Raw genomic sequence first — 13,019 nt, forward strand, 5'->3', positions numbered from 1 at the left:
TAGAATTCTAGAAGAACATAAAGCGTTAGTTTTATGTTCTTTCTATATTTATGGTATACTTAAAACAGTATAAAATTTAAAGAACTAGGGAGAAAATATGTTAAAAGAAGATATGCTATTACAAATATTTAATGAAGGAACCGGTGGTAATAATAATTCTAAAGGGCAAAGGGTCCTTAGTAATGATTTGGTTTCTTCACTAGATATCACAACTGAAGATAAATTGATATGCGTAGATGGCAATGTGATTTCGGAGAAGCTTTTTAATGAATATCATACGAAAATTGAGATTGATACAGCCCTAAGAAGTATTTTCTCTACTTCGTGCAGTTGCGCTGATTTTGAAACTAATGAATTTAAGAAAGAAAATTATTGTTGTAAACATTTAGTGGCAACTTTTTATAAAGCTCTAGAGGAACTTGTCGTCCACCCTCTTTTAAGAGAAGACGATATTGTGAAGGCATGTATAAAGCGTTGTGATACAAATATATTATCTATGCTTTTAGGTGATGAAAAACATAAAAGTGAAACTAAAATAGAAGTATACATAAATAAAAATCAATGGACTGGAAATATCACAGCTGAGTTTAAGATAGGTTTAAGCTCCATGAGTGCAAGTAATTTATATGTGCTAAAGGATATAAATCACTTTTTACTTGCTTACTATAATAAACTTCCTGTAAATTACAGCAAAAATTTCACTTTTAACATGGAGAATCAAAAGCTATCAACAAAGGATAAAAGGCTTATTGGTTTTATTGAAATGGTAAAAAAAATGGGTGATGCACAAAGAAACTTAAATAGAGGTGAATGTCAGTACATAGAAGGGAAAATTATAAATATTCCGAAATATAGCGTTCGAGAATTTTTTGATGTTATAAATAAACATAGGGTATATCTTAATGAAGGCTTTTTTTACAGGCCTGTGGATACTGAGATTTTATATGAGGCCCCACCACTAGATTTCGATTTGAAAATTATAAAAGATAATTATGTGCTTAAATCATCAAGTGGAATGCCGGTATCGTTAGGCTTTAAAAATGATGTTTTTTTGTATGGAAGTAGTATATATATTCCAGATTATGAGTTTTGTTATAAAATAAGTCCATACCTTAAAGTTTTTAATGAGGCAAAAGTTGTAACAATGCCTGCTGTTGAGGAAGAGAAAATATTAAGACGGCTGATACCAGATCTTAATGGTTTATCACCAAACGTTGTTTTATCTAAGTCTATCCACGATAAAATAATAATGGCGAAGAGTCAATTTAATTTTTATTTTGACCAAGAGGGTAAAGTAATAAATTTAACATTAAAGGTTAAGTATGGAACTTATGAGTTTAATATATTTGAAGACTGCGTAGAGAAGATTATATATAGGGATTCAAAAAAAGAAGCCCAGATTATCGGTGTTCTAAAATCAATGAGCTTTGAGGAAATAAAAAATAAGTTTTATTTTCAAAAGGGAGAGGACTATATATTTAAATTCTTTAAAAGTGATATAACAAGGCTTCAAGAAATAGGAGATGTATATTACTCCCAGAACTTTAAAGGTATAAAATCTTTAGGAACCAAAAGTATTAGTGGAGATATAAAAAGTGGAAAGTATAATTATTTTGAAATGGATTTTAAATTAGGAGATATAAATCCCTTAGAAACAAAAAACATACTAAGGGCATTTAGAAATAACCTTAAATATTATAAGTTGAAAAGTGGGGAGTATCTTGATTTAGAAGAATTAGAACTTAACAAATTTCTAAAGCTGCTAGATGTGGTTAGTCCAAATGGTACTGATAACAATCATATTGAAATATCCAAAAGTAAAGCTGTTTTTTTAGATAGTTATTTAGAAGATAATAAAATGAGATATATAAAAGGTAAAAAAGAATTAAAGGAAGTAACTACCAAGCTTAAAAATATTGGTAAGCTGAACTTTGATGTGCCATTAGACCTAAATGGAAAATTAAGAAAGTACCAAAAAATTGGGTATAACTGGTTTAAAACTTTGAGTTATTTAGGATTTGGGGGTATTTTAGGCGATGAAATGGGTCTGGGTAAAACATTGCAAGCTATTACTTTTATATTATCAATTAAAGAAAGTAAGACTTTAATAGTAGCACCTACTTCTTTAATATATAACTGGATTTCTGAATTTGAAAAGTTTGCACCTGGTTTAAATGTTGCGGCTGTATGTGGTCATAAGGATTCCCGAGATATAATAATTAAAAACATAGAAAACTATGATGTAATTATAACTACATATAACCTAGTAAAGAGAGATCTAGATTGTTACACGGGATTAGAGTTTGATTATTGTATAATAGACGAAGCACAAAATATTAAAAATCCAAATTCTCAAAATGCAATATCTGTGAAAGAAATAGTAGCTAAAACAAAATTTGCATTGTCGGGCACACCTATAGAAAATTCGCTTATGGACTTATGGTCAATATTTGATTTTATAATGCCAGGATATTTATATGATGAAAAAAGATTTAGTGTAAGATATCATAAAAAAATCAAGGCTAATCCTGAGGTAATAGAGGATTTAAATAGACTTATAAAACCATTTATTTTAAGAAGATACAAAAAAGATGTTTTAAAGGAACTACCTGATAAAATAGAAAAAACTCTTTTGGTAACTTTGAATGAGGAGCAAAAGAAAGTTTATAAAACATATGCAAATCATGCTATGGAGCTTATTAAAAAGAAGGTACGTGATGAGGAGTTTAAGAATAGCAAGATAGAAATTTTATCTTATATAACAAAGCTTAGACAAATATGTTTAGACCCTACAGTTCTAATGAATGATTATAGTGGGGGTAGTGCAAAAATAGAGGCTCTAGTTGAATATATAAATAATTGCATAGAAGAGGGACATAGATTAATTGTTTTTTCACAGTTTACATCTGTTCTTAAAAATATACAAAAGAGATTTAAAGTTGAGAAGATATCCTTTAGTTATTTGGATGGAGCTGTTCCTGCTCAAAAAAGAATGAATATGGTGATAGATTTTAATGAAGGACAAAATTCTGTGTTTTTAATAAGTTTAAAGGCTGGAGGTACAGGCTTAAATTTAACTTCAGCAGATGTTGTAATTCATTTTGATCCTTGGTGGAACCCAGCAGTGGAAGAACAGGCAACAGATAGAGCTCATAGGATAGGACAAAAAAATGTTGTGAGCGTTATAAAAATTATAGCGAAGGGAACTATTGAGGAGAAAATTCTTACGCTTCAAAAAGAAAAGAAAAAGCTTGCAGCTGAACTCATGGGAGATGAGATGTCTGGTGGTGAAGGATTTAAATCAATGAGCGAGGAAGATATATTTGGATTATTTGAAATAAAGGAATAATTTTCAGGTAAGAAATGATTAATAAATAACAGTGCATAAATTTAATGTGTATAATGAAATTAATTAATGCTCACACTAAACTGAGGTGAGATTATGAATACAAATATTGATGTAAAAGAAATGAATAAATTTTTAAAAGGAATACACATGGGAGGTGCTACCTTTAAAGATTACCTAAGTAAATCTAAAAATCCAGAGCTTAAAAATGAACTAGTTAATGTTATAGAATCATTTAAGAAACATGAAGAGGCAATTACTAATAGGATAGAAATGCTAGATGGTAATGCTGCAGATACTCTGGGGATAATAGGCACTATGGCAGATTTTTTTGAAAAAATTAAGCTTATACCTGTTAATACTGATTTGCAGGTGTGTCAGCATGCAATATCTGCTATGGAAATGGGGATAACCCAAGGAGAAAAGTTTATAAAGGAAAATAAGGATCTAGATGTTAGCCTTATGAGTGAAGTCAAAGCTATTGTAAGTGATTATGATAATCATTTAAAAAAAATACGATTGGTTGTGGAAAAGTGTAAATAACGAAATGCTCCAGTAATTAAACATATTCTTGTTAAATTGCTGGAGCATTTAATTATCTAATACCAACAGACATATTTTTTAACACACTATAATGACATTTATACCATTCGTTTTCAGGTTCTATATTATATGCTTTTTCTGCAAATATTAAGGCCTTTTGGAAATACCCCATAGACATATAAACTTCGGACGTTCCAAAATATGCGGCACTTTTTGTAATATCTGCGTAAGTAGCCTTAATATATAATGCAAGAGCATCCTTTTTATTTCGAAGCGAGAGTAAAGCACTAGCTTTGCCACACATTGCATCATAAAAATTAGAATCTAAACTTAAACAAATATCAAAACAATTTATAGCCTCATTAAAATCATTAAGAAGGGCTAAAAACTCTGCTTTTTTTAGATATGTAATTGAGTTTGTAGGGTCCATCTTAATAAGCCTTTCGCAATAGTAAATACATTTATCAAAGTCACCAGTTAAATCGTGTAGATCAATTAACTTCCAGTATCCTTTTGGTTCACTTGGAACTAATTTTAGATACATTTTTAGGCAACTTTCTGCCTCTTCTGCTTCAAATCGTAGTAAGTGGGCATTGCCTTTGACAAAATAAGTTTCGGCATATTCATTATCAAGAAATATAGCTTTGTTATAATACCTAAATGCTTTTTCAAACTCGCAGTCATTGAATAACCTTTTGCCACGTTCTATGTATTCCTTAATTAAAACTTCATCATCTATTAGTTTAATACTATTTTTCATTAAAGTTCTCCTCTCATGTAAAATTATATATTATAATTTGTCACATATTACAATTATGGACATAAAATAAAACAGTATACATGTAATTGATGTTAAATAGAGTTTTTTTGTTTTTTTTAGTTGATTATATAACTTTGTAGCGGGTAAGTTTTAAAATAATTAATAAGACAAAAGATATTAGATAATAATATGTATTTACAAATATCGAAAGTTATAGTATTGTAAAAGAAAGTAATATTAATTATAATAGACTTATAATAATTAAATATTAAAGGAAAGAGGGAATTGATATGGAAACTATTTATAATAACTTTATAAATTTATTAGAGCTAGAGGACAAAGAAGATGCTGTAAATTTAATATTATCTTCTTTAGAAGAGAAAAAAATTGATATAATCTCGTTATACAACAATATATTAGCTCCTTCTTTAAATAATATGAAAGGTGATATTGATGATGTGGGTGTGTCAATATGGAAAGAGCATGTTAGGAGTTCGATAATCAGGACTATTATTGAATGTTGCTATCCTTATGTTATTAAACAAAAAAATGAAATGTATAAAAATACAAATTACGGAAAAGTTATTATAATTTGCCCATCTGAAGAGTACCATGACATAGGTGCTAGGATTGTATCGGATTTCTTTACTTTGTGTGGTTACGATACTATTTTTGTAGGTAGTAACACTCCTAAAGATGAGTTTTTAAAAGCCATAGATTATATAAATCCGAAGTATTTGGCCATAAGCGTAACAAATTATTATAATCTTGTAGAAGTTAAAAGCACTATTAAGAAAATAAGAAATTATAGTAATAAAAAATTAATTATATTAGTTGGAGGCCATGCTTTTAAAAATAATCCTGAAGCTTTTAGAAACATTGGGGCAGATATGGTTATAGATAATTTTGATGACATAAAAAAATTGCAAAAGGGGAATTAAAATGAAATTACCATTTAAAATTGCTGTAAGATTCTTAAAGTCTAGTAAAGGACAAACAATTCTAATAGCAACAGGAATAGCTATTGGGGTATCGGTACAAATTTTTATAGGATCACTTATACAAGGGCTGCAAAAGAGTCTTATAGATAAAACTATAGGCAATTCTTCTCAAATAACTGTTATATCTAACAAAGATGATAAAACTATAGAAAAATGGGAAGAAAAGATATCAAAAATAAAAGCAACAGACAGTACAATAGAAAAGATATCTCCTGCGGCTGATTCACCTGCATTTATCAAATATAGTGATAAAACTGCTCCAATAATTATAAGAGGTTTAAATTTAGAGCAGGAAAATGATTTATACAATATAAAATCCAAAATATATAAAGGCAATATTCCTAAAAAACCATATGAAATACTAATAGGCAAGAATTTACAGGAGGAATTGAATATAAATATTGGAGAAAAAATTTCTTTGCTTACTCCAACTGGAAAAACTAAAGAATCTATAGTAACTGGGTTTTATGATCTAAAAGTATCTAATATAAATAAATCATGGATTATAACAAGTCTCAAAACTTCCCAGGAAATATTCGGGTTTAACAACAAAGTAACCTCTATAGAAATGCAATTAAATTCAAAAGATGTATTTAAAGCAGATGAAATTGCAACAAAAATAGGGGAAAATTTATCGGATAATAATATAAAGGTTGAAAATTGGAAAGATCAAAATGAAGAATTGCTTGGTGGACTTAATGGACAAAGTGTTTCTAGCTTAATGATACAGGTTTTTGTACTTATTTCTGTAACTCTTGGAATAGCTAGCGTACTTGCTATAACAGTTGTTCAAAAATCTAAGCAAATTGGAATACTTAAAGCTATGGGTATAAAAGATAGAGATGCTAGTAAAATTTTCTTGTATGAAGGTTTTTTACTAGGGATTGCGGGGGCTATCCTTGGAATAATTCTTGGAATTACACTTATGCTTGTTTTTACAAAATTTGCTTTAAATCCTGATGGAACATCAATAATACCACTTTATTTAGACTATAAATTCATTGCTATATCAGGAGCAATAGCAGTAGTGTCTGCATCTCTTGCTGCACTTATACCGGCAAGGAGCTCTTCGAAACTAGAACCAATGGAGGTTATTAAAAATGGCTAGTATTATTACATTAAAGGACATAAATAAAATTTACGGATCTGTTGTTAAATCTCAGGTCTTATTTGATACAAATTTAAGTTTTGAAGAAGGATCCTTCAATTCTATTATAGGTCAATCAGGGAGTGGTAAAAGTACTTTATTAAATATTATGGGAACTTTAGATAAACCAACTAGTGGGGAGGTTTATATAAACGGACAAAGAACAGATAGCATGAATAAGAATGCATTAGCTGAGCTTAGAAATAAAACTATGGGGTTTGTTTTTCAATTTCACTATTTGCTACCAGAATTTACGGCTATAGAGAATGTACTTATTCCATACATGATGAATAATCCGAAGCCTCCTAAAGAAATAATAGAGAGAGCAGAAGAATTCATGAATTTGGTTGGAATTTACAAAGTAAAGGATAACTTGGCGTCTAATATGTCTGGAGGAGAGCAACAGAGAACTGCTATTGCTAGGGCTTTAATAAATAACCCTAAAATAATACTTGCAGATGAACCTACTGGAAATTTAGATTCGCAGTCAACGGAGAATATTTATACCATACTTAGAGATATAAATGAAAAATTCAAGACAACTTTCGTAATAATTACACATGATAGGAGGATAGCAGAAAAAACTGATAGAATAATTGAAATAAAAGATGGAAGAATTAATATGGATATTAATACGATGCAATCATAATAAGGTAACATTATATGGATTTTAAAATGTGGGTTGTTATGAGTATAAAGTGGCTAATAATTTTGTTCATATTGTAATTGAGAACTAGTCATAGTTCATCTTGTTATTTTTTTATCACATGTGCTATACTATGATTGTTAAGAGATTTAACATGTTTGAAAACAAAATTATAGGGGGTATTCATATGAAAATAAAAGCAATATTATTAACACTAGCTCTAGGTGCAACTTTATTAGTAGGTTGTGGTGCTAAAGAAGAGGCAACAACTACTACTCCAGCAAAAGAAGAAACAAAAACTGCTGATGTTGTAACAACAGCTTCATTAGTAAATACTGAAGCCGCTTTTGAAAATGCAATAAGCAGTAAAGGTACATGGATTATTTCAACATTAAAGGACTTAACTTATGACAAAGATATAGTAGTTGATGGTGATTTTAAAAACACTAAAGATCCAGCAGTTGCACAACGTAAAATAGCTCTATATACACAAGATGATGATCGTAAAGTAACTGCAAGTTTTACTCTAACTGCTCCAAAATTAACTTTTAATAGTCCGGCAGGAAGCATAGAACATGGAACTTTTAAAGGTGACCTTTATGTAACAGCTAGTAACTTTCAGTTAAAAGATGCTAAGGTAGATGGAAACATATACTTTACTACAGATGAAGCTAAATCTACATTTAAAATGGATGATAAAAGTTCAGTAACTGGAGTTCAAAAATTAAAAAAATAAAGCATAATGAATAATTTTAAAATTACTCAAATTGAAAGCAAATATCCATTAGTAAAACTAATGGATATTTGCTTTTTTTAATGCAATCTACACTTTATCGCCATTTCAGCTCCTCAGGAGATGATTTAATGAAGAAAATTCATAAAACTCTTCTTATTATAATGAATGTCTGATATAATTAATTGGTTTGTAAAAAAAACAACAAAAATATGTTTAAATAGAAAGGTAAATAAAAATGATAAAGTTTAAAAAACTAGGACTAAGCGATGATATATTAAATATGGTTAAAATTCAAGGCATTACTGAGCCGACACCTATTCAAGAGCAAAGCATTAGACTAATAAAAGACGGTAAGGATGTCATAGCGGAGGCACAGACAGGAACAGGGAAAACGCTTGCGTTTTTACTACCCATGTTTGATAATATGTCTGCTGATGTAAACACAATTCAGGGCTTAATAGTGACACCTACAAGGGAACTTGCACTTCAGATAACCCAGGAAGCTAAAAAAATTGCATCATGTAAAAACTTAAATATTTTGGCAGCCTACGGTGGCAAGGACATTGGAGTACAACTTAAAAAGTTAAAGGGCGGTATTCATTTAGTAATTGCAACACCAGGAAGGTTATTAGACCATCTTAGCCGTGGCACAATTAATCTAGAAAACCTAAAGACATTAGTATTAGATGAGGCAGATCAAATGCTTCTTATGGGATTTAAAAATGATATTGAGGATATATTAGAAAAAACATCAAAGAAAAGACAAACTTTATGCTTTTCAGCAACTATGAGTCCTGCGGTAAAAAAACTTGCTTATAAGTATATGAACGATCCTACTGAAGTTATAATCAAAAAAGAAGAGACGACACTTAAAAATATAAAACAATTTCTGATAGAAACTACAGATAGAAAAAAGCAAGAGGATTTATGCAAAGTAATGGATGAGAGCAACCCATTTATGGCTATCATTTTTTGTAGAACTAAAAGAAGAGTTGATGATCTTGAAATGGCTCTTTATAAAAAAGGATATAATTGTAAAAAACTTCATTCTGATATAACTCAGTCAAAGAGGGAAAAAATAATGAAGGAATTTAAAAAATGTGATATTCAGTATTTGATTGCCACAGATGTAGCAGCAAGAGGGCTCGATATTAATGGCGTTAGTCATGTTTTTAATTACGATATGCCTGAGAGCGCGGAAGGATACATACACCGAATTGGAAGAACTGGAAGAGCTGGTGAAGATGGATATACATATTTATTTTCAGCACCAAAAGATAAATTCCTTTTAGATGCTATAGAAAAGAAGATAAAAGTTAAGATCCCTAGAAAAATATTAGACTAAACAATAAAAAACCTAAAGTTGATATTTAAACCAACTTTAGGTTTTTTATTGTTTGTATATTAAGTTATAATTTTCATCTTAATTATACGATTTTTGCTGGTGTTTTGTATAATGAATTTTGTGTCATTATAATTTATTGTCTCACCTGTTTTTGGAAGTCTTCCATGTATTCCTGTAACGAAACCACCTATGGAATCGAAATCTTCTGACTCGATATTTAAGCCTATCATTTCATTGACCATGCTTATTTTTGTATCACCATCAACAATAAATTCATCTTCTTTAATAACCACAATTTTATCTGTATCATCGTCGTATTCATCATCTATATCTCCTACGATTTCCTCTACTAAATCTTCAATAGTAACAATTCCTGAAGTGCCACCATATTCATCAAGTAAAATTGCTATGGGAACTCGTTTTAAGCGCATGTCTGCAAACAAATCAACAGTGCTTTTAAACTCGTAGGTAAAGTATGGAATTCGCATATGTTTTTCTATATTAAATGTATCTTTACCGTCTTCGTAAAAAATCAAATCTTTAATATATAAAACTCCAATAATATTATCAACAGTCTCTTCATAGATAGGAAGTCTTGAGAATTGTTCCTCCTTGAAAATTTTTATGAGCTCATCGTATGTTGAATTTTTGTTTGCTACAATCATATCAGTTCTTGGAGTCATAACGTCTTTAGCCTTAGAATCCCCAAAATCAAACACATTATATATCATTTGTTTCTCTTCGCCTTCGAGTACACCTTCTTCATGACTTACACTAACCATAGTTTTTAGTTCTTCCTCAGTGATAAAAGGTTTCTGCTTATTAATTTCTCCACCAAATATTTTTACAATCGAATTTGTTATATAAATTAATACTACAATAAGTGGGTTTAAAACGAAAGTAAGCATGCTTAATGGCCTGGCAACTTTCAACGAAATTTTTTCAGAGTTTTGTGCAGCTAAGGACTTTGGTGTAATTTCTGCGAAAATTAAAACAAGAATTGTCATAATAGCGGTTGCTATGCCCACTCCAGAGTCTCCCAAATATTTAATTGCAAGAGAAGTTGCAAGTGCTGAAGCACCAATATTAGTAACATTATTTCCAACTAAAATAGCACCTAAAAGTTTACTTGGATTTTTAAGTAATTTATTAATTAACTCAGCGCCGTAGATTTGTGAATCTACCATGTGCCTTAACCTTAGTTTGCTCAAAGTCATCAAAGCGGTTTCAGAGGCAGAAAAAAAAGCTGAAAATCCTAATAAAATTATTAAAGATATAATTTGCCACGTACCGTCGGGGTCCATAATTTATTTCACACTCCTTAAGATATAACCAAGGTAATTATATCATAAAATAAAAGTTTTTTAAATGAAATTATCATTAACGCATAGTCTTAATGCATAGTATTGCACACAGCATATAAAAAATTTATCATCGTAATTTATATATATATAAGAGTTACCTATGAATAGGACTAATTTAAATCAGGAAAGTGTGTCAATAATGAAATAATATAATAATATAGTATTAATATATTAATATATTATTACTAGGTAATACTATAAGTGTAAAGTTTAGTTATTTTAAAGGCCGTCAATGGGATTGTAGTAAATAATACATATTATTATCACAATAAGGTACCCTTTTTGTAACTAGGGTTCAAAAAAGTATCTACTTGTAAAAAACGAGCTTACGGTCTAAAATAAAATTAGAATATAAAAGAATAAAGACGTTAATGGTATACTCTAAGGTGAAAGGTTGAGATTATGATTTTTAAAAGACTTACTATTGAAGATAAGAACATATTGGAAAAATTTATATATCCGTATAAATTTCTAAGTTGTGAATATTCATTTACAACTTTGTATATATGGAGAGAGGCTTGTGATATTTGTTATATTATTCATAAGAGGACATTAATAATAAAGAAAACGGATTTTGACGGAAAATATTATTTTATGCAACCTCTAGGTTATAACAAGGAAAACCTTAAAGAAATAATAAATACGCTAATTGAGTATAAAAAAGAACATAACATGGAGTATTTATTTAAAGATTTAGATGAAGAATTTATGGAAGTAATAAAAGATATTTATGGAGATACAAATGATTTAGACATACAAGAAGATAGAGATAATTTTGATTATTTATATGAATCGGAAAAACTTATAAAACTTTCAGGGAAAAAACTTCACGGAAAAAAGAATCATTATAATTCTTTTGTAAAAAAATATAATTATGAGGTTAAAGATATAAAAGATGAAGAAGTAATAAGAAATGTGATAACAGTAGCAGAAAAATGGTATGAGGGTAATAAGGATGATTATATACTTAAGTACGAACTGCAGGGAATAAAAGATGTATTGAAAAATAGGGAATTTTTAAATGCTATTGGAATAGCTGTGTATGTAGAAGGCGTTATAGTGGCATTTAGTTTAGGGGAAAAGTTAAATGATAATTTGGCGGTAGTTCATATAGAAAAAGCAGATGTTGCTTATAATGGAGTATATAGCTTTGTAAATAGAGCTTTTGTTGACAGGAATTTTAGTGATGTTAAGTTAATTAACAGGGAACAAGACCTTGGAATTTTAGGACTTAGAAAATCTAAATTATCTTATCATCCATTTAAATTAGAGAAAAAGTTCATTTTTGGTTTTAATAATATATAATTAGATTAAGTTAACAAAATAGGCTAGCATGCAGCTAGTCTATTTTGTTAACTGTAGTCATTATTAACATTGAGAAAGGAGAAAAAATGAAAAATCTTTTGGTTGGAGAAAAAATAAAACTTACATCTATAAATGAAGAGGATATTTCGGTAATTCAAAAGTGGCACAATGATGTGGCTTTTATGCGTAATTACGATACTACAATCGCATCGCCTAAAAACATAGAAGATATAGAAGAACTAGTGATGGATGTAAACAAATGTAGTAATGCATATATTTTTGCTGTAAAAGAAATTGAGCATCAAGAAATTATTGGTGTTACAGGATTTGAAAATATATCTTGGAACAATGGAACATCTCTAATATACATAGGAATTGGAGAAGATAGACATAGAGGACAAGGGTATGGAAAAGAAGCTCTAAAATTAACAATAGAGTTTGGCTTTGAGGAATTAAACTTCCATAGAATATATCTCACTGTGCTTGAATATAATAAACCTGCTATAAAACTATATGAAAAATTAGGATTTAAAAGAGAAGGTGTTTATAGAGAATTTATTCACCGGGACGGCAAGCGGTATGATATGTATTTATACGGATTATTAAGGCCTGAGTGGGAAAATACATTAGCGGAAAAAATAGATATAAAAAGCACAGTAGAAAAATAATTCTACTGTGCTTTTTATATTTAGTGAGTTATTAACATAAATTTGTGTTTAATGTTAATACGCTATTGATTAGTGTATCAATAAAAGAGTATTATAATAGGTAGTGTATTTACTTTGAATCATTTAAATATAAAATTAATAAAATAATTTGTTATAGG

Annotated in this window: 11 protein-coding genes; 9 read left to right on the forward strand and 2 right to left on the reverse strand. The window is 29.3% G+C overall.

The window, feature by feature from the left end; genetic code table 11:
• Nucleotides 1-97 precede the first annotated feature (97 nt).
• Entirely contained in the window at nt 98-3,349 is a 3,252-nt protein-coding gene (locus ACREVX_RS01595) for a DEAD/DEAH box helicase (protein WP_431542328.1), read from the forward strand.
• A gap of 93 nt (nt 3,350-3,442) precedes the next feature.
• Entirely contained in the window at nt 3,443-3,889 is a 447-nt protein-coding gene (locus ACREVX_RS01600) for a ferritin family protein (protein ID WP_431542329.1), read from the forward strand.
• 52 nt (nt 3,890-3,941) lie between these two features.
• Here ACREVX_RS01600 and ACREVX_RS01605 read toward each other — a convergent pair whose 3' ends face one another.
• Entirely contained in the window at nt 3,942-4,649 is a 708-nt protein-coding gene (locus tag ACREVX_RS01605; protein WP_431542330.1) for a tetratricopeptide repeat protein, read from the reverse strand.
• Between the two features lie 290 nt (nt 4,650-4,939).
• Between ACREVX_RS01605 and ACREVX_RS01610 the strand changes: the two genes are divergently transcribed.
• The 5 genes from ACREVX_RS01610 to ACREVX_RS01630 all read left to right on the forward strand — a co-directional run bounded on the left by ACREVX_RS01610 (nt 4,940) and on the right by ACREVX_RS01630 (nt 9,524).
• The gene (locus ACREVX_RS01610; RefSeq protein WP_431542331.1) at nt 4,940-5,590 is read left to right on the forward strand and encodes a cobalamin B12-binding domain-containing protein; all 651 of its coding nucleotides are present in this window, start codon (nt 4,940-4,942) and stop codon (nt 5,588-5,590) included.
• A 1-nt stretch (nt 5,591) separates the two neighbouring features.
• Nucleotides 5,592-6,758: an ABC transporter permease gene (locus tag ACREVX_RS01615; protein WP_431542333.1), complete on the forward strand. Its 1,167-nt coding sequence runs from the start codon at nt 5,592-5,594 to the stop codon at nt 6,756-6,758.
• A complete protein-coding gene (locus ACREVX_RS01620; protein WP_431542334.1) occupies nt 6,751-7,446 on the forward strand; it encodes an ABC transporter ATP-binding protein in 696 nt (231 codons plus the stop codon). The genes ACREVX_RS01615 and ACREVX_RS01620 overlap by 8 nt, the downstream gene beginning before the upstream one ends.
• A gap of 184 nt (nt 7,447-7,630) precedes the next feature.
• Nucleotides 7,631-8,179 (forward strand): hypothetical protein, encoded by a 549-nt coding sequence (locus tag ACREVX_RS01625; RefSeq protein ID WP_431542335.1) that lies wholly within the window; start codon nt 7,631-7,633, stop codon nt 8,177-8,179.
• 235 nt (nt 8,180-8,414) lie between these two features.
• Nucleotides 8,415-9,524, forward strand: a complete 1,110-nt coding sequence (locus ACREVX_RS01630) for a DEAD/DEAH box helicase (RefSeq protein ID WP_431542336.1) — start codon at nt 8,415-8,417, stop codon at nt 9,522-9,524.
• A 59-nt stretch (nt 9,525-9,583) separates the two neighbouring features.
• Here the strand turns inward: ACREVX_RS01630 and ACREVX_RS01635 are convergent, their stop codons facing one another.
• A complete protein-coding gene (locus ACREVX_RS01635; protein ID WP_431542338.1) occupies nt 9,584-10,828 on the reverse strand; it encodes an HlyC/CorC family transporter in 1,245 nt (414 codons plus the stop codon).
• A gap of 462 nt (nt 10,829-11,290) precedes the next feature.
• Between ACREVX_RS01635 and ACREVX_RS01640 the strand changes: the two genes are divergently transcribed.
• Both ACREVX_RS01640 and ACREVX_RS01645 read left to right on the forward strand, forming a co-directional pair.
• The gene (locus ACREVX_RS01640) at nt 11,291-12,193 is read left to right on the forward strand and encodes a DUF2156 domain-containing protein (protein ID WP_431542339.1); all 903 of its coding nucleotides are present in this window, start codon (nt 11,291-11,293) and stop codon (nt 12,191-12,193) included.
• Between the two features lie 86 nt (nt 12,194-12,279).
• On the forward strand, nt 12,280-12,861 hold the full coding sequence (locus tag ACREVX_RS01645) for a GNAT family N-acetyltransferase (RefSeq protein ID WP_431542340.1): 582 nt from the start codon (nt 12,280-12,282) through the stop codon (nt 12,859-12,861).
• The last annotated feature ends 158 nt before the right edge of the window (nt 12,862-13,019 follow it).

The organism is Clostridium sp., assembly GCF_050717545.1.
Taxonomy (GTDB): domain Bacteria; phylum Bacillota; class Clostridia; order Clostridiales; family Clostridiaceae; genus Clostridium_AD.